Here is a 23,785-nt window from a genome sequence, read left to right as displayed (position 1 = left end):
CGAGCGCAGCGAGGTGGGCGCATGAGCCCCACCGCCGCCACCGACATCCCGTTCCCGGGCGGCCAGTCCGCCACCGGACGGTGCACCTTCCTGGGCGCGGGCCCCGGGGACCCGGGGCTGCTGACCCTGCGCGCGGTCGAGGTGCTGTCCTCGGCCGACGTCCTGGTCGCCGATCCGCTGACCGCCGCCGCCGTGCGCAGCCACTGCCCGGCCGGAGTGCAGGTGCACACCCCCGGCGCCGAGGGCGTCGAGCTCGACCTGGCCAAGCTGGTCGCCGAGGCCGTGCGGGCCGGCAAGCACGTGGTCCGCACCGTCGACGGCGACCCGGGCCTGGACGGCTGCGCCGCCGAGGAGATGCTCAGCTGCGCGGGCGACGGGATCGCCTTCGAGGTGATCCCGGGCGTCGCCCAGTCGGTCGGCGTGCCGGCCTACGCGGGCGTCCCGCTGCGCGGCTCCGCCGGTGCGGACGTGCGCTTCGTCGACGGCGCAGCGCTGCTGGCCGGCGGCCCGGTCGACCTGGGCGCGCCGGAGACCACCCTGGTGGTCCGCACGACGCTGGGCCAGCTGCCCGCGACCGCCGCCGCACTGGTCTCCAACGGCCGCAAGCCGGAGGCGGCGCTGAGCGCGACGCTGTCCGGCACCACCACGCGCCAGCGCACCTTCACCTCGACCCTGTCCGGCATCGCGGCCGACCTGAAGGCCGCCCGGGTGCTGCCCTCGCCGGTCTCGGCCCCGGTCGACCCGGCCACCTCGGTGATAGCCGTGGTGGGCGAGCAGGTCGCCCACCGCGCCTCGCACTCGTGGTTCGAGACCAAGCCGCTGTTCGGCTGGAACGTCCTCGTGCCGCGCACCAAGGAGCAGGCCCACGGCCTGTCCGAGCAGCTGCGCTCGTACGGCGCGGTGCCGCAGGAGGTGCCGACCATCGCGGTCGAGCCGCCGCGCACCCCGCAGCAGATGGAACGGGCCATCAAGGGCCTGGTGACCGGCCGCTACGAGTGGATCGCGTTCACCTCGGTGAACGCCGTCCGCGCGGTCCGGGAGAAGTTCGAGGAGTACGGCCTGGACGCCCGCGCGTTCGCCGGCATCAAGGTCGCGGCGGTCGGCGAGACCACCGCGCAGGCCCTGGTGGACTTCGGCGTGAAGCCGGACCTGGTGCCCTCCGGCGAGCAGTCCGCGGCCGGCCTGCTGGAGGACTGGCCGCCCTACGACCCGGTGTTCGACCCGATCGACCGGGTGCTGCTGCCGCGCGCCGACATCGCCACCGAGACCCTGGTGGCCGGCCTGGTCGAGCTCGGCTGGGAGGTCGACGACGTGACGGCGTACCGCACGGTGCGCGCCTCGCCGCCGCCGGCCGAGACCCGCGAGGCGATCAAGGGCGGCGGCTTCGACGCGGTGCTCTTCACCTCGTCCTCGACCGTGCGCAACCTGGTCGGCATCGCCGGCAAGCCGCACAACGTCACCGTCATCGCCTGCATCGGCCCGGCCACCGCGAAGACCGCCGAGGAGCACGGCCTGCGGGTCGACGTGATGGCCCCGGCCCCGTCGGCGGCCGCGCTGGCCCAGGCGCTGGCAGACTTCGGGGCCAAGCGCCGCGACACCGCGACCGCTGCCGGTGAGCCGGTCTACCGGCCCAGCGAGCGCCGCCCGGGCTCGCGCCGCAAGGCCCGCTGACCCCTGTCCGGGACCCGGGGGCGGCGATCCCGTCGCCCCCGGAGCTGCACCACCGTTCGGAGAGAGAAGCCGTGTCCGCTGAATTCCCGTACGTTCGCCCCCGCCGGCTGCGCCAGAGCCCGGCGATGCGCCGTCTGGTCGCCGAGACCCGGCTGCACCCGGCGGAGCTGATCCTGCCGCTGTTCGTCCGCGAGGGCGTCAGCGAGCCCGTCCCGGTCGGCTCGATGCCGGGCGTCGTCCAGCACACCCGGGACACCCTGCGCAAGGCCGTGGTCGAGGCCGCCGAGGCCGGGGTCGGCGGCGTCATGCTGTTCGGCGTCCCGCTCGTGCAGGACGCGATCGGCAGCGAGGGCACCAACCCGGACGGCATCCTCCAGCAGGCGATCCGGGACGTCGTCTCCGAGGTCGGCGACTCCCTGGTGGTCATGTCCGACCTGTGCCTGGACGAGTACACCGACCACGGCCACTGCGGCGTGCTGGCCGCCGACGGCAGCGTGGACAACGACGCCACCCTGGAGCGCTACGCCGAGATGGCCCGGGTCCAGGCCGACGCGGGCGTCCACCTGGTCGGCCCGTCCGGCATGATGGACGGCCAGATCGGCGTCGTCCGCCGGGCGCTGGACGAGGCCGGGCACCAGGACACCGGCATCCTCGCCTACACCGCCAAGTACGCCTCGGCCTTCTTCGGCCCGTTCCGCGAGGCGGTCGGCTCCTCGCTCAAGGGCGACCGCAAGGCCTACCAGCAGGACCCGGCCAACGCCCGCGAGTCGCTGCGCGAGCTGGAGCAGGACCTCGCCGAGGGCGCGGACATGGTGATGGTCAAGCCGGCCATGGCCTACCTGGACATCCTGCGCCAGGTCGCCGACGCCTCGCCGGTGCCGGTCGCCGCGTACCAGGTGTCCGGGGAGTACGCGATGGTCGAGGCCGCGGCGGCGAACGGCTGGATCGACCGGGAGCGGATGATCATGGAGACGCTCACCTCGATCCGCCGGGCCGGCGCCCAGCAGATCCTCACCTACTGGGCGGTCGAGGCCGCCGCGATGCTCAAGTAGCCGTCGTTACCCGCCCGCTCGCCTCCGGGCGCGCCCTTCGGCTCGGGGCGGGGACGGCGGAAGGCCGGGCCCCCTCCCTGCGAGGAGGAGGCCCGGCCTTCCGCCGTACCGCCTACCGGAAGTCGTGGACGTGGGCGAAGCCCTCCACGCCGCCGGCCACGTCCTTGGCGGTGGCGGCGCCCCAGCCCTCGCCACCGGTGACGATGTGCGAGGTGTGGGCGACGGCGGCCCACTGGTCGGCCGCGAACACCGGGTCGGCGGAGCCGACGAACTCGCCGCCCCCAGCCAGGCCGACGTGCGCGAACGCCGGGGTGGCGGCACCCGCGAGCGCGAGCGCGGCGGTGGCGGTCAGCGCGACCTTGGCCAGCTTGCTCTTCATGGTTCTGCCCTCTCTTCGGGAGCGCCTCGGCCGGCGCTCTGCCTGTGACACGTGATCACTTCCGGCCGTCCGGCCCGCCGCCCCACGCGCCGGACCGGACGGCCGTTCACCCGGCCGGGCGCGCGCCCGCCGGACACCTCGTCCGTACAGCCCGGAGGGCCCGGGGAGACCAACCTCCCCGGGCCCTCCGTCCGTGCCGTGCCCCTTGATCAGCCGATCAGGTGCGAGACACCCGCGTCGCCCGAGGACTGGGTGTTCTGGCCGACGTTGCAGATCTGCTTCGGGGTGCTGTTCAGGACCGGCACCTCGACCGGAACCGCGACGCCGATGACGGCGACGGCGATGTTGTGGACCTCCGGCAGGCAGATGTTGGCGTTGTCCAGGGTGTGGAAGTTCGGGCTGGCGTTGCCGTGGGTGCCGGTCTGGTTGGTGCCGCCGTTGCCCTGGACCGAGGTGGCGGCGCCGTCCGAGTCGACGATGGCGGAGGCCGAGCCGGCGGACATCGCGATGGCGGCGGCGGCCAGGCCGGCAGCGGTGAGGGACTTCTTGATCATTTCCGGTTTTCCTCTCGAGGGGTGAATCGGGGAGCGATTCGAAGGGATGGTTCAGGAGGCCTGCCCGGGAGCTGCAGGCGGTACGGCTCGGACGGTTCGTCAGCCGACCAGGTGCGAGACGCCGGCGTCGCCGTGGCTCTGGGTGCCCTGGCCCTGGGTGCAGTACTGCTTGCCACCGCTGTTGGCGATCGGGACCTCGACGGGGACGGCCACACCGAGAACGCCGACGGCGATGTTGTGGATCTCGGGGAGGCAGACGTTCGCGTTGTCCAGGAAGTGGAAGTTCGGGCTGTTGTTCCCGACGGTGCCGGTGAAGTTGGTGCCGCCGTTGCCCTCGATGGAGGCGGCGGCGCCGTCCGCGTCACCGATGGCGGTGGCCGGCGCGGCGGCGGCGGCCAGCGCGGCGACGGCCAGGCCGGCGGCGGCGAAGGACTTCTGGATCATGGGGAGATCCCTCTCTGAAAAGCTCTTTGGTTTCCGTGCGTACAACGCGTAGAACGCTCAGACCCGGTCTGCAGTCACTGACGTCCAGATCAAAGAATGACGGCACGGAAGGTTACGGGGATTTTTGAAAAGAGTCCGGGAGGCGCGTCCGGGAGTGGTTTCCGGTCGGATTATTAGGCCGAATCGGTTAACCGCCGCAATCGGTACTCCCGCTCACTCGTTGAGACAGATTGCTTTACGGCTGCGGTACTCGGGTAGCGCGGCCGTACCCCCCTCGGAAGATCTCCAGTACGGACAGGCAGAACGGTGAAAAGCATGAAGTTCTCCAAGCGGGCCGGCGCGATGCTGCTGGCGGTCGGTGCGGGCGTGCTCGCCTCCCAGGGGGCGGCCTCCGCCGCCCCCATGAGCCCCGACCAGGTCGGAGCGCTGGAGGACAAGCTGGCCACCCAGCAGGTCCCCGCGGACATCCCGCTCGCCCCGCTGGACAGCCACCTCACCGCGGGCATCCCCACCTCGCTGGTCATGCCGCCGGCGCCGGGGCGGACCACCAGCACCAGCACCGAGCTGCTCCCCGACCGCCTCGTCCCCGAGCTGCGCACCGGCAAGGTGGGCCCGAGCGCCAAGGCCGAGCTGCCCGTCCCGCTGGTGGACCAGAGCACCGACCTCGGCAAGGTGCTGCTGGACGCCCCCGCGGCGCCGCTGCGCGCCGACACCCCGGGCCTCGCCCTCGGCAAGCCGCTCTCGCTCGCCCAGGACGGCACCGGCCAGCTGGCCGGCGGTCACCTGAAGGTCGACGAGGTGGACCCGCGGCTGGTCACCGGCGCCGTCCAGGCGGTGCCGGGCGCCACGGCGACCCTCGGCAACGAGGACCACCGCCTCTCGGTCACCGACGAGGTGAACGACCTGGCCACGACCACCGCGGCCACCACGACCGGCGTCGTGCAGGAGACCGGGCTCACGGACCTCGCGCAGCTCTGAGTCCTCCGGGCACATGCGAGAGCCCGGCACCCCCGCCTCGTACGGGTGCCGGGCTCTCGCGTGTGCGCGGGCCTCAGCCCGGCAGGACGCCGGTCAGTCCGCCGACCAGCGGGAGGTCCTTGGCGCCGCCCCCGGCGCTCAGCGGACCGGTCAGCGTACCGGTGCCGACCGGCGCGAGGCCCTGGTCGGGCTGCACGGTCGCGCCGTTGTTGAGCACGTCGGCCGAGGAGTTCGCCCACGGGTCCAGGCGCAGGCTCTTGATCGGCGCGACGCCGTAGCCGAGCCCGGAGGTCGTCCCGTTCAGCGCCTGGCCGACGTCCGTCTTCGTCAGCGTGGCCGGGCCGGTCTCCGGGACCGGGGCGGTGGCGGCCTGCGCGGAGCCCGCGCCGAGCAGCACCGCGGCGCCGACGGCGGCGGCCAGCCCGGCCCCGCCCTTCTTCGAAACCATGCGGATCACCCTTCGGTGGATCGGGATCCGGTCGGCCGGCGGCCGGCCGGGAGCAGGGGGCCGTCCGGAGATGCCGAACTGCCCCCCGGCCGGTCGGTCGGGGGGCAGTTCGGCCGGAACGCGTGCCGACCGGAGGATCAGCAGTCGTCCGCGTCGTGGTGCGGGTGCATGTCCACGTTGGCGCAGCTGTTGCCGAAGGCCGGGTTCAGCAGGCCGACCACGTTGATGGAGTTGCCGCACAGGTTGATCGGCACGTGCACCGGGACCTGGATCTGGTTGCCGGAACCGACGCCGGGGGAGCCGGCGGCCACGCCCTCGGCGCCCGAGCTGGCGGCGGCGGAGCCGGCCGCGCCGAGCACCAGGCCGGCGGCGGCGGCGGAGAGGACGGCGACCTTCTTCACGTTCTGCATGGGGGTTGATCTCCTCGATCACACACGGGTGGAGCGTGCCGCGCCCCGTCGCGGGGCGCGGCACGGACTCGGTGAATCAGCTGTCGCCGGGGCGGCGACCGCGGGTTCAGCCGACGTTGGCGCAGCTGTTGCCGAAGGCCGGGTTCAGCAGGCCGATGACGTTGACGGTGTTGCCGCAGACGTTCAGCGGGATGTGGATCGGCACCTGGATCTGGTTGCCGGAGAGCACGCCGGGGGAGCCGGCGGCCACGCCCTGGGCGCCGGAGCTGGCGAACGCGCCGCCGGCCGCACCGAGGACCAGACCGGTGGTGGCCAGCGTCAGGACGGCGGCCTTCTTGAGGTTGCGCATGTTATTTCCTCCGTTTTCTGCCCGACGGATCGCGAATGTCGGGAGCCGGGCGAGCAGGAATGCTCGCCCGCTGGCTTCTGGGATTGCCGTGGTTTGTCACTCCGTCGGCGCACACCGGCGTGTTCCGCCCATGGCTCGGGCGTGGCCGCGGTGGCCGCTTCTCGGCGCCTCGCGGACGGTTTCCCGCACGGCCGGGATAAGGTCCGGGGCAAGGCGCGACCAGGAGGAATTCCCGGTCAGGCGTTGAGGCAGTGATTGCCGAACGCCGGGTTCAGGAGGCCCGCCACGTCGACCGAGTTGCCGCACACGTCGAGCGGGATGTGCACGGGGACCTCCACCGAGTTGCCCGAGACCACGCCGGCGGAGCCGGCCGCGACACCCTCGGCGGTCGCGCCGTGCAGGTGGTGGGCGGACGCGACGCCGGCACCGGCGGCGAGCAGGGCGGCGGTGGCCGCGGTGCCGGCGACGCCGTGGGCTAGCTTGCGCATGGGCGGTACTCGATTCGTGTAGGGGCCTGAGTGGAGCGTGTTCCGCCAGGGAGAACGAGGCAGGGCGCGAGGGGAAACGGTCCGGTCCGGTGATCACCCGAATGCCGGGTACCGCCACCGTTGCGCCACACGGGTGACATGGCGTGTGCGCTCGCAACCGCTCCCGACGGGTCTCGTTCTAGTTGTCGCACTCCCCGTGCATCTCTGTTGAACAGTCAGGAGGCTCGTATGAGCATCAAGAAGACGGCTGCCGTCGGTGCCGCCGTGGTGGGTATCGTCGCCGCGGGCGCGGGCTCCGCGATGGCCAGCTCGGGCGCCGAGGGCGTCGCCGCGGGTTCCCCCGGTGTCATCTCCGGCAACCAGATCCAGATCCCGGTGCACATCCCGGTCAACCTGTGCGGCAACTCGGTCGACGTCATCGGTGCGCTGAACCCTGCGTTCGGCAACCACTGCGCCAACCTGGGCTGATTCCGCACCCGGTTCGGCCGGGTGTCGAGCCGCCGTCCCGCGCTTCCCTCCTGGGGTGCGGGCGGCGGCTCTTTCGCATGTCCGGGGGCGTCGCGACGGCCCGCGGAGCGTCAACTTCCGCTGCTGTCACAAGCCTTGTTGCGTTACTTGTCAGTACCTAGAATGTGAGACCTGCTCATCTTTCTGCTCCGCGTTCTTGCTCCGCGCCGCTCGGCGCCCCCGGCCGGGCGGTCCCCACCCCCCCGCAAGGAGTCGCGTGTGATCAGGTCACGACTGTCGGCGGCGCGCAGAACCCGGACGGTTGCGCGCCGCTCCCCGTACGGCGCACTTCTCGCCGTGAGCGCCCTCGTCGCCACCCTCGGCCTGGCCGGCGCACCCGCCGCCCTCGCCGACCAGGCCCCCGCGGCCGACGGCGCCCGCCCGGCCGCGATCGTCGCCCTCGGCGACAGCGCCATCTCCGGGGAGGGCGCCGGCACCGACACCGGTGACGGCTACTTCCCGGACACCGACACCCCCACCAACTACTGCCACCGGCACCCGAAGTCGGAGGTCTTCGTCACCGACATCCCCGGGGTGACCCCGATCGACCTCGCCTGCTCCGGCGCCCAGACCGGAGACCTGGTCAGCGACCCGGAGCTGGCCAAGATCACCGGCGGCGGCAGCGGCGACTTCGGCGAGCCCAAGCAGGACGTCAAACTCGCCGACGCGGCGGGCAAGTACGACGTCAAGATGGTCGTCGTCACGATCGGCGCCAACGACGACTTCGACTTCAGCGGGATCATGATGCACTGCCTCGCGCAGTACTTCCCGATCCCGAAGAGCCAGGGCTGCCGCGACACCATCGGCAGCGCCGACATCGCCCAGCGGGCCAAGCGCGTCCAGCCCAAGGTCGTCGCGGCGCTGCAGAACATCCGGCAGACCATGCGCCGGGCCGGCTACGCGGACTCCTCGTACCAGCTGGTCTACCAGTCGTACTTCAACCCGATCACACCGGACATCCGCCGCAACGACTACCTCGGCAAGATCGCCGACGGCTGCCCGGCCTTCCCCGAGGACCTGGCCTGGGGCCACAACTGGGTGGTGCCGACGTTCAGCGACGCGCTCCGCTCGGCGGCCGAACAGGTGCCCGGCGTCCGGTACCTGGACCAGCGGCGGGTCGCCTTCGGGCACGAGGTCTGCGCCGAGTGGACCAGTTCCCCGTACGAGTACAGCAACGGGGACGTCATCAACCTCTCCGAGTGGGCGCGCAACGGCTGCGACTCGCAGATCGGCATCCCCGGCCTGTGCATGAACATGGTCCGCCAGTCGTACCACCTGCGCGTCGCCGGCTACCGCGGCGAGGGCGTCTGCCTCGGCCAGTTCTTCGCCCGGCCCGACCAGGCGGAGGCCTACTGCACGCTCAACCAGCAGAACACCACGTCCATCCAGCCGCTCACCCCCGGGCAGCCGTTCGGCGACGGCCCCGAGGACGGCGCCTGGTACCAGCTGACCAACGCGGCCACCGGCAACGCGCTCGACCTCACCGGCGGCGGCACCTACGGCGACGCGACCAACGGCCGCGCCGCGATCAACTACCCGGCCACCGGCGGGCTCAACCAGTCGTTCGTCCTGGAGGCGAAGGCGGGCGGCGGTTACGAGCTCGACTTCAGCGGCAACCGGGACATGTGCCTGGACGCCGACGCCGCGTCCGTCGCCGTCGGCACCCGGATCCAGCAGTGGGGCTGCAACGGCGGCGGCAACCAGCACTGGGTGTTCAAGCCGGCCGGCGGCGGCCGCTACACGGTCGCCGACTCCCAGGACCAGGGCAAGGTGCTCACCGCCGGCGGCGGCCGCGACGCGCAGGGCAACCCGCTCGTCGTGCTCGCGGCCGACACCGGCGCCGCCGACCAGCTCTGGCAGCTCACCAAGCTCGGCATCGTCTACCTCCACGGCTGACACCGCCGCAGACACCGCCGCGCCCCGGCCCGCCGCCGCCCGTCCTCGTGACGGGCGGCGGCGGACCCGCTGCCCGGGTGTGCCTGCCCGGTTGCGCCCCGCCGCCCCGGGCCGGGCGGGGCCGGTGTCGTAGGCTCACTCGACGTCGCCGCGTTCGCCGGCGCGCCGACCACGAGCCGGGCGGGGAGAGCCACAGCAGATGAGCACGGCATCGAGCACCGAGTCGTCCAGCGCCGAACCCGGCGCCCCGACGCCTCCGGTGACGACGGACGAACGGCCGGAGCCGGAGCGCACCGCCCCGGGCCGCTTCGGCGCCCTGATGGACCGCTTCGCGCCCGCGCTCGGCGCGTACGCCGTGGTCAAGGCCACCGGCCTGACCGTCTTCATGATGCTGCTGGCCCACACCGGGGACTACCTCAAGAAGGACCCGGGCCGCGGCGGCGGCGCCCAGCCGTGGGACGTGCTCGGCACCTGGGACGGCATCTGGTACCAGCGGATCGCCGAGAACGGCTACGACCCGCAGCTGATCCCGCTGCACGGCTTCCCGCTGGCCAGCTACTACGAGAACTCGGCGGCCTTCTTCCCGCTCTACCCGTGGCTGATGCGGCTGGTCGGCGCGGTCACCGGGCTCGGCCCGTACGGCTCCGGCATCGTCGTGTCGGTGCTCGCCTCGTTCGTCGCGGCGGCCGGCATCTTCGCGGTGGCCGAGCGGCTCGGCGGCTGGCGGGCGGGCGTGATCGCCGCGGTGCTCTGGGGCCTGTTCCCGGGCTCCGGCGTCGAGTGGGCGGTCTACTCGGACTCGCTGTTCGTCGCGCTGTCCGCCTGGGCCTGCTACTGCGTGATGACCCACCGCTGGGTCGCCGCCGGGCTGCTGACCCTGGCCGCGGGCCTCAACCGCCCGACCGCCGCCGCCCTGATCGCCGCCGTCTCGGTCGCCGCCCTGGTGGCGCTCGTCCGGCGCACCGACGGCGTCCGCCGCCCGCTCTTCGCGATGCTGATCACGCCGTGGGGCCTGCTCTGGTACGTCGCCTGGGTCGGCTACCGGATGGGGGACTGGGGCGGCTACTTCAAGCTCCAGCGCGGCGCCTGGAACCGCTACTTCGACTGGGGCGCCTCCACCTCCCGCACGGCCCTGGACGTGGTCACCGGGCACTGGAACTTCTGGCAGTCCAACCCGGCCCCCGACCTGATCGCGATCGCGCTGCTGATCGCCCTGCCCGGCCTGCTGGTGCTGCTGCTGCGGCTGCGCCCGCCGCTGGTCCTGGTGATCTACACGCTGCTGACCATCTTCACCGCGCTGAGCAGCAACCAGATCTTCGACAACATCTCGCGCTACCTGCTGCCGGCCTTCCCGCTCTGCGTCGGCCTCGCGGTCGCGCTGCGCCGGGTGCGGACGCCCTCGCTGATCGGGCTGTTCGCGATGCCCGCGATCGCGGCGGGCTGGTACGCCGGGTACGCGCTGTTCGAGATGGGCATCCCGTAGGCCGTCCCGCGCCGGGGCGGTTCGTGTGCGACGGCACGCCGGTTGGTTGGCTACGGGATCATCTGCCGACGGACGGCACGTTGCTAACCTCGGACGCATGACGACGACCCCGCCCGTGCGGCAGATCCGCGACATCTCCGGCCTGCTGGACCACGCGAGCCACGTGCTGGCGACCCGGATGGCGTCGGCCTTCACCGAGCTCGGGATCACCCCCCGCGCGTACTGCGTGCTGTTCCACGCGCAGGAGGCGGAGCGCACCCAGATCCAGCTCGCCGAGCTGGCCGACCTGGACAAGACGACGATGGTGGTCACCGTCGACGAGCTGGAGAAGGCGGGCCTGGCCGAGCGCCGCCCGTCCGCCATCGACCGCCGGGCCCGGATCATCTCGGTCACCGAGGCGGGCGAGCGCGCCGTCGAGCGGGGCACCGAGATCGCCGACCGGGTGCACCGCGAGGTGCTGGACGCCCTGCCGGAGCCCGAGCGCGGGGTCTTCGTGTCGGCGCTGACGCGCCTGGTGGACGGCCACCTGGCGGAGCCCGTGGAGAGCGAGCGGACGGTCCGCCGCGCCCGCCGCGCCCGGAGCTGAGCGGATCGCCGCGAGCTGCTCCCGAGATAGATAGTCCCGAACAAAACAATCTGCTAGCGTCTTACCCGGTACTCGACGAACCGGGAGACCCGCCATGCCCACGCACGCCCCGACCGCGCCCGCCCCGGCGCCCGCCGCCCCCGTCCGTTCCCGCGCACTCGCCCTCGCCGTGCTCTGCGCGGGGATGCTGATGATCGTCCTGGACGGCTCGATCGTCACCGTGGCGCTGCCCGCCATCCGGGACGACCTGCACTTCTCGCCCGCCGGCCTGACCTGGACGGTCAACGCCTACCTGATCGCCTTCGGCGGCCTGCTCCTGCTCGCCGGCCGCCTCGGCGACCTCGTCGGCCGCAAGCGCGTCTTCGTCGCCGGGCTCGGCGTCTTCACCGCCGCGTCGCTGCTCTGCGCCCTCGCCCCCGGCCAGGGCGTGCTGATCGCCGCCCGCTTCCTCCAGGGGGTCGGCGGTGCGACGGCCTCGGCCGTCAGCCTCGGCATGATCGTCACGCTCTTCCCCGAGCCCCGCGAACGCGGCCGGGCCATCGGCGCGTTCAGCTTCGTCGGCGCGGCCGGCGCCTCCGTCGGCCAGGTGCTCGGCGGCGTGCTCACCCAGGCGCTCAGCTGGCACTGGATCTTCCTGATCAACCTGCCGCTCGGCCTCGCCGCCGCCCTGCTCGCCGTCCGCGCGCTGGCGGCCGACAGCGGCCCCGGCCTGCGGGCCGGCGCCGACGGGCTCGGCGCCGCGCTGATCACCGCCGCCCTGATGCTCGGCATCTACGCCATCGTCGGCACCGGCGAGCACGGCTGGGCCTCGGCCCGCACCCTCGGCCTCGGCGCGCTGTCGCTCGCCCTGCTGGCCGGCTTCCTGCTCCGCCAGGCCCGCGCCGCCCACCCCCTGCTGCCGCTGCGGACGTTCCGTTCACGGAACGTCTCCGGCGCCAACGCCGTCCAACTGCTCATGGTCTCCGGGCTGTTCGGCTTCCAGATCCTGATCGCGCTCTACCTGCAGAACGTCCGCGGCTACGGCGCCGCCGCCACCGGCCTCGCGATGCTCCCCGCCGCACTCGCCATCGGCACGGTCTCGCTGGCGCTCTCCGCCCGCCTCAACGCCCGCTTCGGCGAACGCCCGGTGCTGCTGGCGGGTCTCGTCCTGCTGGTCGCCGCCCTCGCGCTGCTCATCCGGCTGCCCGCCGACGCGGACTACGTCCTCGACCTGCTCCCGACGATGCTGCTCGCGGCCGGATTCGGCCTCGCGATCTCGGCCCTCACCGCGCTGGGCATGTCCGGTGCCGGGCCGGCCGACGCGGGCACCGCCTCCGGGCTCTTCAACACCACCCAGCAGGTCGGCGGCGCACTCGGCGTCGCCGTCCTCACCACCCTCGCCGACCGCCCCTCGGATTCACCCGTGGGGGGCTTCCACGTCGCCTTCGCGGTGGCCGCCGGCCTGCTGGTGCTCGCCACGCTGCTCGCCGCAGTGGTGCTCCGCCCCGCCGGGGCCGACCGGTGACGAGCCGTCAGACACCTTCGCCCCGAGGCCGGTTCGGCCGTCGGGGCGTTCGGTTTCGTCGGATCTGCCGGTCCGTCCGGCCGCGTTACGGCCAGACCAGGCAGTACAGCTGGTGGCCGGCCTCGTGCAGGCGGTTGGCGAAGTCCTGCCACTCGTGCAGCATGCTGTAGATCACGAAGGCGTCGCGCGGGCCCCGGCGGTCGGGCACGGTGGACCAGATGAAGGCCGCCGCGCCGAGCTCGGTCTCGTCGGCCTTGCGCAGCGGTTCGACGACGTTCTGCGGGAGCTGGACGACGGCGTAGTCGGGGTGCAGCACGACGAGTTCCAGCGGCGGGACCTGGTGCAGCGGGACGCCCTGGATGCCGGTGAGGACCATGGCGCTCATGGTCTCCGGCTTGATCTTGGTGGAGAGGTGCCCGTTGGGGGACCCGCTGGTCTCCATCAGGTCGCCGAGGCGCCCCAGCGAGCCCAGCTCACCCGCGTCCAGGCCGAGTCCGCCCGGTCCGAGCGCGGTGGGGACTCTGGCGGCCGTCGCGCGGTCGGGTGCGCCGAAGTACTTGTACGTCACCCCCACGCGTCCCTCACCCCGCCTCTCGCCGCCGCGGCGACCGCGTCCCGTCCCCGCTCCCGTACCCCCGCGTGCGGCCTCGGCAGGCCTGCGGGAGCCCCCCGCGGCCTCGTCGTAGCCGTCCTGCGCCTCGGACACTCGGACCATCCTCACCGGAATTCGCCGGAATCGACAGACCCCCGCACGCCCGGCGTCCCTCCGGACGTGCTCCTTACCCGTCATGCGCCGCCGTACCCACTCGCGGGCCCTACCCACTCGCGGAAGGCGGCAGTCCTCTCCACACCCCTGCACACAACCGGAGCGCCTGCGCACTCTGAGTGCACAGTCTGACTGGTCCGCGCCGCGGGGCAGTCAGCGCCCCCGTCTCTACGGACAACCGTACAGACAACGGTGCCCGGATCATCGTTCCAGATGATCGGGTCCGACATGCAGAGGTCAAGGACACGATTTGAGACCATGTCTCCCGTGAGCTACCCCTACGAAGCCCCCCAGTCCCAGTCGCTGTTCGACCGCGCGTCGGTCGTCACGCCCGGCGGCGTCAACTCCCCGGTGCGCGCCTTCCGCGCGGTCGGCGGCACGCCGCGCTTCATGGTGTCCGGAACCGGCCCCTACCTCACCGACGCCGACGGCCGCGAGTACGTCGACCTGGTGTGCTCGTGGGGTCCGATGATCCTCGGCCACGCGCACCCCGCGGTGATCGACGCCGTGCAGGCGGCGGTCGTCCGCGGCACGTCCTTCGGCACGCCCGGCCAGGGCGAGGTCGAGCTCGCCGAGGAGATCGTCGCGCGGATCGCCCCGGTCGAGCAGGTCCGGCTGGTCTCCTCGGGCACCGAGGCCACCATGTCCGCGATCCGGCTGGCCCGAGGCTTCACCGGCCGGGCGAAGGTCGTGAAGTTCGCGGGCTGCTACCACGGTCACGTGGACGCGCTGCTGGCCGCCGCCGGTTCCGGCGTCGCCACCTTCGGCCTGCCCGACACCCCGGGCGTCACCGGCGCCCAGGCCGGCGACACCATCGTGCTGCCCTACAACGACCTCGCCGCGGTCGAACAGGCCTTCGCCGCGCACCCGGGCGAGATCGCCTGCGTGATCACCGAGGCCTCGCCCGGCAACATGGGCGTCGTCCCGCCGCTGCCCGGCTTCAACGCCGGCCTGGCCCGCCTCTGCCGGGACAACGGCGCGCTGTTCATCTCCGACGAGGTGATGACCGGCTTCCGCGTCTCCAAGGCCGGCTGGTACGGCCTGGAGGCCGCGCACGAGGGCTGGGCGCCGGACCTGCTCACCTTCGGCAAGGTCATGGGCGGCGGCTTCCCGGCCGCGGCCTTCGGCGGCCGCGCCGACGTGATGGCGCACCTGGCCCCGGCCGGCCCGGTCTACCAGGCCGGCACCCTCTCCGGTAACCCGGTCGCCACCGCCGCCGGCCTCGCCCAGCTGCGCGGCTGCACCGACGAGGTCTACGCGACGGTGGACCGGGTCGCCGCCGAGGTCTCCGGCCTGGTCACCGAGGCGCTCGCCAAGGAGGGCGTGGCGCACCGGCTGCAGACCGCCGGGAACATGTTCTCGGTGTTCTTCACCGAGGCCGCGGTCACCAACTACGACGAGGCCAGGACCCAGGAGGCGTACCGTTTCACCGCCTTCTTCCACGCGATGCTCGCCGAGGGCGTCTACCTGCCGCCGTCCGCCTTCGAGTCCTGGTTCGTCTCGGCGTCCCACGACGAGCGGGCGATCGAGCGGATCGCCGCCGCCCTGCCGGCCGCCGCGCGCGCGGCCGCCGCGGCCACGGCCTAGTCCACCCCGAGCCCCAGGAGTCTTGAGAAGTGAGTGCCGAAGAGATCACCGTCGTCCACCTGATGCGGCACGGTGAGGTGCACAACCCGGAGGGCGTCCTGTACGGCCGCCTGCCGGACTACCACCTGTCCGAGCTGGGCCGGCGGATGGCCGACCGGGTCGCCGAGGACCTGGCCGGACGGGACATCACCCACGTGGTGGCGTCCCCGCTGGAGCGGGCGCAGGAGACCGCCGAGCCGATCGCCAAGGCGCACGGCCTGGAGGTCGCGGCGGACGCGCGGCTGATCGAGGCGGAGAACATCTTCGAGGGCAAGACCTTCGGCGTCGGTGACGGCTCGCTGCGCAACCCGGGCTACTGGAAGTACCTCACCAACCCGTTCAAGCCCTCCTGGGGCGAGCCCTACCTCGACCAGGTCGTGCGGATGATGGGCGCGCTCGGCGCCGCCCGGGACGCCGCCCGCGGGCACGAGGCGGTCTGCGTCAGCCACCAGCTGCCGATCTGGATCGTCCGCTCCTTCGTCGAGCGCCGCCGGCTGTGGCACGACCCGCGCAACCGGCAGTGCTCGCTGGCCTCGCTGACCAGCTTCACCTTCGAGGGCGACAAGATCGTCTCGGTCGGCTACCGCGAGCCGGCCCGCGACCTGCTGCCCGCGCACCTGGTGGGCAAGGGCCGCAAGGGCGACAAGCCGGTGGGCAAGAGCTTCGGCGCCTGAGGCTCCGAGGCCCGCGGACGACGCGCCCGAGGGCCCGTTCGAGACTCGCCCGAACGGCCCGTAAGCGGGGTGTAAGTATGGGGCCCGGCCGTCCGAAGATCACCGGACGGCCGGGCCTCGCCGCAGGTCAGAGGGGGTGCGACGCGCAAGGCAGGACCCCCCCGAACCTGCCTGGAACTCCATGCGAAACTTTTCACATGTCTGCCATGGCGCGCCCCCGCCCCCGTGTCGCCGCAGCCGCCGCCGCTACCGCCGCCGCCGCTGCGCTCGTCCTCACCGGATGCTCCTCGTCGGGTTCGTCGAGCAGTGGTGACGGGCAGCTCGGGTTCGTGACGGTCAAGGGCACCAACGTCTCCAAGGCGGAGGCCGGCCACCGCGAGGACGCGCCGGACATCGCCGGGGAGACCCTCGAGGGCAACCAGGTCAAGCTCTCGGACTACCGCGGCAAGGTCGTCGTGCTGAACGTCTGGGGCTCCTGGTGCGGGCCGTGCCGGGGCGAGGCGGACGACCTGGAGCGGGTCTGGCAGAAGTACAAGGACCAGGGGGTCCAGTTCCTCGGCGTCAACACGCGCGACACCGAGAAGGCCAACGCCCTCCGCTTCGAGCAGGAGAAGGGCGTCACCTACCCGAGCATCTTCGACCCGGCCGGCACCCAGCTGCTCAAGTTCCCCAAGGGCAGCCTCAACCCGCAGTCGATCCCGACCACGCTGATCATCGACCGGGACGGCAAGCTCGCCGCCCGCGCCGTCGGCGGCACGGTCGACGACGCCCTCGAGTCGGTGCTCCAGCCGGTGGTCGCGGAGCCGAAGCAGTGAGCGCGGAGGCCGCCGGCACCGTCCTGCGGCTCGCCGACACCACCGCGACCGTGCAGAGCGGGGCGCTGCTGGTCGCGGCGCCGGTCGCGCTCGCGGCCGGGCTCGTGTCGTTCTTCTCGCCGTGCGTGCTCCCGCTGGTGCCGGGCTACCTGTCGTACGTGACCGGCTTCTCCGCCGCCGACCTGGCCGACGCGCGCGGCACCCGGCGCGGCCGGATGCTGCTCGGCGTGCTGCTGTTCATCCTCGGCTTCACCGCCGTCTTCGTCTCCACCGGCGCCCTGTTCGGCTACTTCGGCCAGGAGCTGCAGGGCTACAAGCGGACGATCGACATCGTGCTGGGCGGGCTCACCGTCGTGATGGGCCTGGCCTTCATGGGCCTGGTCCCCGGGCTGAGCATGCGCGAGGTGCGCTCGCACCGCCGCCCGGCGGTCGGCCTGCTGGGCGCCCCGGTGCTGGGCGTGGTGTTCGGCGTCGGCTGGACGCCCTGCATGGGCCCGACCCTGACCGCGGTGCAGAACCTGGCGCTCAACCAGGCCGACGCCCAGCGTGGCGCGCTGCTGACCACCTTCTACTGCCTGGGTCTCGGCGTACCGTTCATCCTGGCCGCCGTCGCCTTCCGCCGCGCGCTCGGCGCCTTCGGGTGGGTCAAGCGGCACTACCCGCTCGTCATGAGGATCGGCGGCGGCATGCTCGTCGCGGTCGGTCTGCTGCTCGTCACCGGTGTCTGGGACGCGATGATGTACCAGCTGCAGTCCTGGACCGCCGACTTCCGGATCGGAATCTGACCGTGAGCAACACCACGACCGACACCGAGCAGCCGCCCCCGGCGCCGGCCGACGCGGCGGCCGAGCGGCTCAGCACCGCCCCGGTCGAGTCCGACGGCCCCACCGGCATAGGGGTGCTCGGCTGGCTGCGCTGGATGTGGCGCCAGCTGACCTCGATGCGGGTCGCGCTGATCCTGCTCTTCCTGCTGTCGCTGGCGGCCATCCCGGGCTCGCTGATCCCGCAGAACGGCCAGAACCAGTTCAAGGTCGAGACGTGGAAGGCGCAGCACACCACGGTCGCGCCGATCTACGAGAAGCTCCAGCTGTTCGACGTCTACAGCTCGGTCTGGTTCTCGGCGATCTACATCCTGCTGTTCCTCTCGCTGGCCGGCTGCATCGTCCCGCGCACCTGGCAGTTCGTCGGCGTGCTGCGGGCCCAGCCGCCGGCGGCGCCGCGCAACCTGACCCGGATGCCGGTCTACGCGGCCTGGCGCACCGGGGCGGACGCCGAGGTCGTCAACGCCGCCGCGCACCGGCTGCTGCGCCGGCGCCGGTTCCGGGCGCACCTCGCCGGCGGCGCGGTGGCCGCCGAGAAGGGCTACCTGCGCGAGGTCGGCAACCTGCTGTTCCACCTGTCGCTGTTCGCGCTGCTCGGCGGCTTCGCCTGGGCGAGCCTGGCGGCCGGCACCGGCGGCAAGCTGATGGTGGAGGGCGACGGTTACTCCAACACCATCACCCAGCTCGACGACTTCACCGGCTCGGCCTTCTACACGAGTGACGACCTGGACCCCTTCTACCTCAAGCTGAAGGGCTTCACGGCCAAGTTCCAGGACCAGGGCGACCAGATCGGCGCCGCGCGGCAGTTCACCGCGAACGTCGAGTACTACGCGGGCGACGACGCCGCGAAGCTCAAGCAGGGCACGATCGAGGTCAACCACCCGCTGGAGATCGGCGGTTCGAAGGTCTTCCTGATCGGCCACGGCTACGCCCCGGTCATCACCGTGCGCAACGGCAAGGGCGAGGTCGTCTACACCGGCGCGACGCCGTTCCTGCCGCAGGACGCCAACATGACGTCGACCGGCGTCGTGAAGGTGTCCGACTACGGCATCGGGCCGAAGGGCACGAAGACCCAGATGGGCTTCTCCGGCTTCTTCCTGCCGACCGCCCCGCTGAGCTTCGCGGGCACCGGCCCGATCTCGCTCTTCCCGGGCGACGCCGCCCCGGAACTGGTGCTGAACGCCTACGAGGGCGACCTCGGCACCGACTCGGGCCTGCCGCAGAACGTGTACCAGCTGAACACCAGGAACATGACCCAGCTGCAGCTGGACGAGCAGCCGGCCAAGGCCCTGCTGAAGCCCGGCCAGGGCTGGACCCTCCCGGACGGCTACGGCAGCGTCACGTTCGAGGGCTACAAGCAGTGGGCCAGCTTCAACGTCTCGCACCGTCCGGGCAACGCGATCGCCCTGACCGGCGCGGTGCTGGCGATCCTCGGCCTGATCGGCTCGCTGTTCGTGCAGCGCCGCCGGATCTGGGTGCGGGCGGTCGCCCTGCCGGAGGGCGGCACCCTGGTCGAGCTGGCCGGGCTGGCCCGCAGCGAGTCGGCGAAGATCGCCGAGGAGCTGGCCGAACTCGCGGTGGACCTCCAGGACGACGCCCCGGCGTCCGAGGAGGACGAGGACGACGAACCCGACCGGGCACCGGAAGCACCCGCGGACCCCACAGCCCCTGCCGACCAGAACTCCAAGGAGTAGACGGTGCATCTCGCCTCGGGGGTCGACCCACAGCTGGCCGACCTCTCCAACAAGCTGATCTATTCGGCGATGGCGGTCTACACGATCGCCATGTTCGCCCACATGTTCGAGTGGACGTTCGGTAGCAAGGGCGCCGTCGCCGTCCGCTCGAAGGAGCAGTCGGGCAGCCTGGCCGAGACCGTCGCCGCGGCGGGGAACCAGCCGGCCAGGGCCGCGAAGAAGGTCACCGTCACCGTGGCCGGCGCGGGCGGCGGCACCACCACGCTCACCCGCACCGCCCTGGCGGGCGAGGGTGCCACGGTGGTCACCAGCGGCCGCGGCGACGACGAGGTGGACGGCCCCGGCGCGGCCGGCAGCAGCGAGAAGGCCGACCTGGCCGGCCGCATCGCGGTCTCGCTGACCGTCCTGGCGGCACTGCTGCACGTGGGCGGCGTGGTCACCCGCGGCCTGTCGGTGTCCCGCTGGCCGTGGGGCAACATGTACGAGTTCTCCTGCGCGTTCGCGCTGGCCATGACGGCCGCGTACCTGGTGCTGCTGGCGGCGAGGAAGAACGTCCGCTGGCTCGGCCTGCCGGTCACCGTCGCGGTGCTGCTCACGCTCGGCATCGCCACCACCGTGCTCTACACCGACTCCGAGCAGCTCGTCCCCGCGCTGCACTCGTACTGGCTGGCGATCCACGTCTCCACCGCGATCTTCTGCGGCGGCGCCTTCTACGCGGCCTTCATCGCCACGCTGCTGTACCTGTTCCAGGACTCCTACCACCGCCGGGTCGAGGCCGGGCTGTACGAGTACCTGAAGCCGGGCGCCGCCCGCACGGCCGGCAAGCAGCAGAGCGACCTGCGCACCGGCCTGGCCCGCGTCCGGGTCTCGGTCTGCAACCGCCTGCCCGCCGCGTCGACGCTCGACAAGCTGTCGTACCGGATCAACGCCCTGGTCTTCCCGCTGTGGACCTTCACCATCATCGCGGGCGCGATCTGGGCCGAGGCGGCCTGGGGCAAGTACTGGGAGTGGGACCCGAAGGAGACCTGGTCGTTCATCACGTGGGTGGCCTACGCCTGCTACCTGCACGCCCGTGCGACGGCCGGCTGGAAGGGCCGCAAGGCGGCCTACCTGGCGCTGGCGGCCTTCGCCTGCTGGCTCTTCAACTACTACGGCGTGAACATCTTCGTCACCGGCAAGCACTCGTACGCGGGTATCTGACCGGAGCGGAACACACCCACCGGCCCGGCGCTCCACGGTTGGAAGCCGGGCCGAGGTGCGACAGGGGTAGTTCGTGCCGGCCGCCCTGTGCCGGTACGGGGAGGAACTGAGGAGGAAATCGCGCAATGGAGTGCGACGAGGTCATGCTGACCGTCCGAATCACCGCCGCAGAGCGCACGCTGCTCCGCCGGCTCGCCCAGGGGCACCGCAGCGACGTGTCCGAAGTGGTGGCCGACGGGCTGCTGGACATCATCCCCACGATCAGCTCGCCGTCCGACGCCTACCGGCTGCTGGGCGCCCTCACGGCGCCCGCGCCGTGCGCGCTGACGGTCTGGCTGCCGACCGCGCTGGCCGACCTGCTGGTGCCGGGCGCGGCGAGGCTGGCCCAGGTGACGGGCATCCGGGTCGGGTCGGCCAGTGCCATGCTGGGCGCCGCACTGCGGCTCTGGCTGGCCCAGGACCCGGTCCGGCTGGCCGCCAACCTGAGCGTGATGCACGCCGGCCGCCCGTCCGCGCTCGTCGCGGCGTAGGGCGGCGTAGGTGGCGTAGGGCGGCGGGCTCAGCAGGCCAGCGGCAGTCCGGTGCCGCCGAGGTCCGGCGCGGTGGGGCGGCCGTCGAAGCCGTCCCGCCGGGCCGAGGGGACGCACGGGCCGTCCAGCGGCTCGGTGAGCAGCCGGCAGTCGGCCGCCGTCCGGCCGTCCTGGATCAGCAGCACCCGGACGGGCACCCGGCGGCCGTCCGGGGCCCCCTCGCGGACGGCGCGCACGAGGCAGGGCCGGTCCAGCTCGATGTAGCGGTCGAACGAGGAGACCAGTTCGACCGGGGCGACCGGTTCGGGGTGCCGCAGCCGCTGGGCGGCCTGCCGGGCGGCCTCCAGCACCAGCATCCCGGGCACGTGGTCGAGCGTGTGGTCGAACAGCACCGGGTGCGCGGCGTCCGTCCGCAGCACCCAGCTGTCGGGCAGCAGGGTCGGGCTGAGCACGACGTCGGAGGGGTGCGCGCGGCCGACCAGCTCGGGAGTCGTGGGCGGGCCGGGGCGGACGGGCGTGACGCCGCGCCGCGCCGGGCCGCGCAGCCGCGCGTAGGAGGCGGGGGAGATGACCCGCAGCTGCCCCGAACCGCGTCCGACCGTCCGGCCGCCCCGGGTGATCTCGGCGTGCATCCGCAGGGAGGCGAGCCGGCCGCCGCGCATCCGGACGTCCTCGCAGACGGCGTCGAGCATCAGCGAGGCGGGTTCGGTGGTGACGGCGAGGCCGGCCAGTCCGGCCGGGCCGAGCGAGTAGTCGAGGTCGTCCATCGCGAAGTGGTGGCCCTTGGGCACGCCGAAGCCCACGTGCCCGATCAGCAGACCGGCCTGCCGGACGGTCTCGGCCATCAGCACCGGGTCGTGGTGGCGGTCGCCGGGCAGCCGGTAGAAGCCGTGCATCCGGGGCCACTGGGCGCCGATCCGGAACTCGTACGGGCCGGCCGCCTGCCAGCCGGTGAGGAGCACCTCGGACACCGAGGTGCGGTGGACGAGGTGGCGGGAGACGGTCCGTTCGTGGAAGTCGTAGCCGGTGACGGGGTGGGCGTAGGGGTCGCGGGCATCCGGCTCTACGATCAGTGGCATGACGGGCCCCACTCCAGGGTGTCGGTCGAGCGGCCGGTGCGGACGCTTGGCAAGCAAAACATACAGACCACCCGGTTTGTGAGTCGCGTTCGGGGTCGCCCCCGTCGGGCGGCCCGACGGGACCACGCTACCGGGCCTCTGGGCTGCGGGAATGCCTGGCGTCCGGCACCCAGGACCTTGGGCGGGGGTGCCTCCCCGCTGGACGGCGGGGTTGGCCGAGGCGGTAGATTAGATACCAACCATGCGGTTTAGGTGGCGTCCGTCCGCATGCGAGGCGTCGTACCCCACCTCGTCGGCGCCCTGACACCAGCCGGGCGGCGGGGCCGCGGCCGGTCGAGTCCGGAGGGGCCTCAGTGGTCAAGCAGGAACGCGCGGGGCGGACCAGGCAAGCCGTGCTGCTCGCCGCGGCGAGCACGTTCGCGGACGTGGGCTTCGAGTCGGCGAGCCTGGTCGACATCAGCCGCCGGGCCGGCGTCAGCAAGGGCGCCCTGTACTTCCACTTCGTCTCCAAGCAGGCCCTCGCCGACGGCGTGCGCGCCGCGGCGGGCCGGGAGATCGGCTCGGCCGCGCTGCGGGCCCTGCGCGCCGGCGGGCCCGCCGTCCAGGACCTCGTCGACCTCTCGCACGAACTCGCCCGGCTGCTGCGCGAGGACGTGGTGGTCCGGGCCGGCGTCCAGCTCGGCCGGGCCGGCCACGGCCCCCGCCGGGACGCCGCCGACCCGTCCGGCTCCGGCGCGGCCTGGCGCAGCTTCACCGCCGTCGTCCACCGCCTGCTCGGCCGCGCCGCCGAGGCCGGCGAACTGCGCCCCGGCATCGACCGCTGGGCCGCCGCCGAACTGCTCACGACGCTCGCGGCCGGCCTGGTCCTGCTCGCCGCCGAGGACGCCGCCCGGCTCGGCCCGGAGGCCGTCCGCGGGACCTGGGCGGCCGCGCTGCCCGCCCTGGTGGACACCGGCCGCTGCGCCGCCTACCGGCTCTGACGCCGGCCGGCCTCGGGGCCCGGTGGGCCTCAGGGAGCCTCAGAACGCGTCAGGAAGCCGCCGGGACGCGCTCGACGACGCTCAGCCTGGTCAGCGCGTGCGGCTGGACGAGACCGGGCAGCAGCAGCGTCCAGAGGTCGGCGATCCGCTCGATGAGGTCCTGCCGGTCGGTCAGCACCTGGGAGCTCAGCTGGATGCCGGTGACGGCCCCCTGCAGCACCAGGGCCGCGCCGCGCAGGTCGATCCCCGGGTGCAGCTCCCCGGCCTCCTGCGCGCGCTCCAGCAGCTCCCGCGTCGCGTCCGACCAGCCCTGGTAGGCCGCGACCTGGGGCTGGGTGAAACTGCCGTGCTCGATCGTCAGACGGATGCTGCCGCGCACCAGGACGTCGTCCTGGAGGGCGCGGGCGAACGCGTAGGACAGGTCGATCAGGGTCTGCATCGGGCTGTCGGAGGACGGCTCCCAGGTGGCCAGCCACGCGCTCTGGCCCTCCAGGATGACGGCCAGCGCCAGCTCCTCCTTGGAGCGGAAGTGGAAGTACAGCGCGCCCTTGGTGACGCCGGCCCGCTCCAGGATGTCCGACATCGTGGCGGCGGCGTAGCCGCGCTCGTCGAACACCTCGGCCGCCGCGAGGAGTACCGCCTGGCGGGTCGCCAGTGCGCGGGCCTGCCTGGCCATCGCAGCCTCCCTGGATAGTTCTGGTACCTCGGCAGCGGCCGATCCTATGGGGGCCGACGGGCGGGCGGGCCGCATACCGTCCAGTAGGTATCCTACCGAGCCGCTCGCGGCCCGGTCCGGGGCTTCCTCCGGGCCGGCCCGGCCGGGCGGGTACGAACGGCGGAACCGCGACGGC

26 protein-coding genes are annotated in these 23,785 nt (G+C 72.9%); 16 read left to right on the top strand and 10 right to left on the bottom strand.

What is annotated here, in order from left to right:
- Positions 1-21 precede the first annotated feature (21 nt).
- Positions 22-1,671 carry a uroporphyrinogen-III synthase gene (locus tag ACFVSN_RS33875; protein ID WP_380446767.1) on the top strand — a complete coding sequence of 550 codons (1,650 nt, stop codon included), beginning with the start codon at positions 22-24 and terminating at the stop codon, positions 1,669-1,671.
- A gap of 71 nt (positions 1,672-1,742) precedes the next feature.
- Positions 1,743-2,723 (top strand): porphobilinogen synthase, encoded by a 981-nt coding sequence (hemB, locus tag ACFVSN_RS33870; RefSeq protein ID WP_380446765.1) that lies wholly within the window; start codon positions 1,743-1,745, stop codon positions 2,721-2,723.
- Positions 2,724-2,835: 112 nt separating this feature from the next.
- Here hemB and ACFVSN_RS33865 read toward each other — a convergent pair whose 3' ends face one another.
- The 3 genes from ACFVSN_RS33865 to ACFVSN_RS33855 form a co-directional block, all read right to left on the bottom strand.
- A complete protein-coding gene (locus ACFVSN_RS33865) occupies positions 2,836-3,102 on the bottom strand; it encodes a hypothetical protein (RefSeq protein ID WP_380446762.1) in 267 nt (88 codons plus the stop codon).
- 209 nt (positions 3,103-3,311) lie between these two features.
- Positions 3,312-3,656, bottom strand: a complete 345-nt coding sequence (locus ACFVSN_RS33860; RefSeq protein WP_380446759.1) for a rodlet layer protein — start codon at positions 3,654-3,656, stop codon at positions 3,312-3,314.
- A gap of 99 nt (positions 3,657-3,755) precedes the next feature.
- Positions 3,756-4,100, bottom strand: a complete 345-nt coding sequence (locus ACFVSN_RS33855; protein WP_329929036.1) for a rodlet layer protein — start codon at positions 4,098-4,100, stop codon at positions 3,756-3,758.
- Between the two features lie 315 nt (positions 4,101-4,415).
- Here ACFVSN_RS33855 and ACFVSN_RS33850 point away from each other — a divergent pair, with 315 nt between their 5' ends.
- A complete protein-coding gene (locus tag ACFVSN_RS33850; protein WP_380446756.1) occupies positions 4,416-5,078 on the top strand; it encodes a hypothetical protein in 663 nt (220 codons plus the stop codon).
- Between the two features lie 73 nt (positions 5,079-5,151).
- On the opposite strand, the gene ACFVSN_RS33845 is transcribed toward ACFVSN_RS33850, so the two are convergent.
- The 4 genes from ACFVSN_RS33845 to ACFVSN_RS33830 all read right to left on the bottom strand — a co-directional run bounded on the left by ACFVSN_RS33845 (position 5,152) and on the right by ACFVSN_RS33830 (position 6,773).
- Positions 5,152-5,526, bottom strand: a complete 375-nt coding sequence (locus tag ACFVSN_RS33845; protein WP_387957364.1) for a hypothetical protein — start codon at positions 5,524-5,526, stop codon at positions 5,152-5,154.
- A 137-nt stretch (positions 5,527-5,663) separates the two neighbouring features.
- On the bottom strand, positions 5,664-5,936 hold the full coding sequence (locus ACFVSN_RS33840; protein ID WP_380446751.1) for a chaplin: 273 nt from the start codon (positions 5,934-5,936) through the stop codon (positions 5,664-5,666).
- A 106-nt stretch (positions 5,937-6,042) separates the two neighbouring features.
- Positions 6,043-6,285: a chaplin gene (locus tag ACFVSN_RS33835; RefSeq protein ID WP_329929032.1), complete on the bottom strand. Its 243-nt coding sequence runs from the start codon at positions 6,283-6,285 to the stop codon at positions 6,043-6,045.
- 236 nt (positions 6,286-6,521) lie between these two features.
- Positions 6,522-6,773, bottom strand: coding sequence for a chaplin (locus tag ACFVSN_RS33830; RefSeq protein WP_380449117.1), 252 nt, complete (start codon positions 6,771-6,773; stop codon positions 6,522-6,524).
- A gap of 228 nt (positions 6,774-7,001) precedes the next feature.
- Between ACFVSN_RS33830 and ACFVSN_RS33825 the strand changes: the two genes are divergently transcribed.
- From ACFVSN_RS33825 to ACFVSN_RS33805, 5 genes are all read left to right on the top strand, one after another.
- On the top strand, positions 7,002-7,241 hold the full coding sequence (locus tag ACFVSN_RS33825) for a chaplin (RefSeq protein ID WP_329929030.1): 240 nt from the start codon (positions 7,002-7,004) through the stop codon (positions 7,239-7,241).
- Positions 7,242-7,577: 336 nt separating this feature from the next.
- Complete coding sequence (locus ACFVSN_RS33820; protein WP_387957362.1) at positions 7,578-9,176, top strand: RICIN domain-containing protein; 1,599 nt, start codon at positions 7,578-7,580, stop codon at positions 9,174-9,176.
- A 199-nt stretch (positions 9,177-9,375) separates the two neighbouring features.
- Entirely contained in the window at positions 9,376-10,659 is a 1,284-nt protein-coding gene (locus tag ACFVSN_RS33815; protein WP_380444721.1) for a hypothetical protein, read from the top strand.
- A 97-nt stretch (positions 10,660-10,756) separates the two neighbouring features.
- Positions 10,757-11,245 carry a MarR family winged helix-turn-helix transcriptional regulator gene (locus tag ACFVSN_RS33810; RefSeq protein ID WP_380444722.1) on the top strand — a complete coding sequence of 163 codons (489 nt, stop codon included), beginning with the start codon at positions 10,757-10,759 and terminating at the stop codon, positions 11,243-11,245.
- A 94-nt stretch (positions 11,246-11,339) separates the two neighbouring features.
- A complete protein-coding gene (locus tag ACFVSN_RS33805) occupies positions 11,340-12,749 on the top strand; it encodes an MFS transporter (RefSeq protein ID WP_387957360.1) in 1,410 nt (469 codons plus the stop codon).
- Positions 12,750-12,834: 85 nt separating this feature from the next.
- On the opposite strand, the gene ACFVSN_RS33800 is transcribed toward ACFVSN_RS33805, so the two are convergent.
- Complete coding sequence (locus tag ACFVSN_RS33800; protein ID WP_380444724.1) at positions 12,835-13,464, bottom strand: hypothetical protein; 630 nt, start codon at positions 13,462-13,464, stop codon at positions 12,835-12,837.
- 309 nt (positions 13,465-13,773) lie between these two features.
- Between ACFVSN_RS33800 and hemL the strand changes: the two genes are divergently transcribed.
- The 7 genes from hemL (at position 13,774) to ACFVSN_RS33765 (ending at position 20,875) form a co-directional block, all read left to right on the top strand.
- The gene (hemL, locus tag ACFVSN_RS33795) at positions 13,774-15,102 is read left to right on the top strand and encodes a glutamate-1-semialdehyde 2,1-aminomutase (protein WP_380444726.1); all 1,329 of its coding nucleotides are present in this window, start codon (positions 13,774-13,776) and stop codon (positions 15,100-15,102) included.
- A 62-nt stretch (positions 15,103-15,164) separates the two neighbouring features.
- Positions 15,165-15,815, top strand: a complete 651-nt coding sequence (locus ACFVSN_RS33790) for a histidine phosphatase family protein (RefSeq protein ID WP_380444772.1) — start codon at positions 15,165-15,167, stop codon at positions 15,813-15,815.
- Between the two features lie 197 nt (positions 15,816-16,012).
- Positions 16,013-16,630, top strand: coding sequence for a TlpA family protein disulfide reductase (locus ACFVSN_RS33785; RefSeq protein ID WP_380444728.1), 618 nt, complete (start codon positions 16,013-16,015; stop codon positions 16,628-16,630).
- A complete protein-coding gene (locus ACFVSN_RS33780; protein WP_380444729.1) occupies positions 16,627-17,415 on the top strand; it encodes a cytochrome c biogenesis CcdA family protein in 789 nt (262 codons plus the stop codon). Before ACFVSN_RS33785 ends, ACFVSN_RS33780 begins: the two co-directional genes overlap by 4 nt.
- Before the next feature lie 2 nt (positions 17,416-17,417).
- A complete protein-coding gene (locus tag ACFVSN_RS33775; protein ID WP_380444731.1) occupies positions 17,418-19,145 on the top strand; it encodes a cytochrome c biogenesis protein ResB in 1,728 nt (575 codons plus the stop codon).
- Between the two features lie 3 nt (positions 19,146-19,148).
- Entirely contained in the window at positions 19,149-20,345 is a 1,197-nt protein-coding gene (gene ccsB, locus ACFVSN_RS33770; RefSeq protein ID WP_380444732.1) for a c-type cytochrome biogenesis protein CcsB, read from the top strand.
- Between the two features lie 125 nt (positions 20,346-20,470).
- Positions 20,471-20,875, top strand: coding sequence for a hypothetical protein (locus tag ACFVSN_RS33765; protein WP_380497348.1), 405 nt, complete (start codon positions 20,471-20,473; stop codon positions 20,873-20,875).
- A gap of 29 nt (positions 20,876-20,904) precedes the next feature.
- Here ACFVSN_RS33765 and ACFVSN_RS33760 read toward each other — a convergent pair whose 3' ends face one another.
- Entirely contained in the window at positions 20,905-21,954 is a 1,050-nt protein-coding gene (locus ACFVSN_RS33760; protein WP_380444734.1) for a ScbA/BarX family gamma-butyrolactone biosynthesis protein, read from the bottom strand.
- A gap of 353 nt (positions 21,955-22,307) precedes the next feature.
- Here ACFVSN_RS33760 and ACFVSN_RS33755 point away from each other — a divergent pair, with 353 nt between their 5' ends.
- Positions 22,308-22,934: a ScbR family autoregulator-binding transcription factor gene (locus ACFVSN_RS33755; protein WP_380444735.1), complete on the top strand. Its 627-nt coding sequence runs from the start codon at positions 22,308-22,310 to the stop codon at positions 22,932-22,934.
- A 49-nt stretch (positions 22,935-22,983) separates the two neighbouring features.
- On the opposite strand, the gene ACFVSN_RS33750 is transcribed toward ACFVSN_RS33755, so the two are convergent.
- A complete protein-coding gene (locus tag ACFVSN_RS33750) occupies positions 22,984-23,610 on the bottom strand; it encodes a ScbR family autoregulator-binding transcription factor (protein WP_380444736.1) in 627 nt (208 codons plus the stop codon).
- Positions 23,611-23,785: the final 175 nt, after the last annotated feature.

Origin of the sequence: Kitasatospora sp. NPDC057904, from assembly GCF_042887925.1 — a bacterium.
Lineage (GTDB): Bacteria > Actinomycetota > Actinomycetes > Streptomycetales > Streptomycetaceae > Kitasatospora.
Note: the sequence above shows the minus strand (reverse complement) of the source record. Positions and strands in the feature narration are given on the sequence as shown.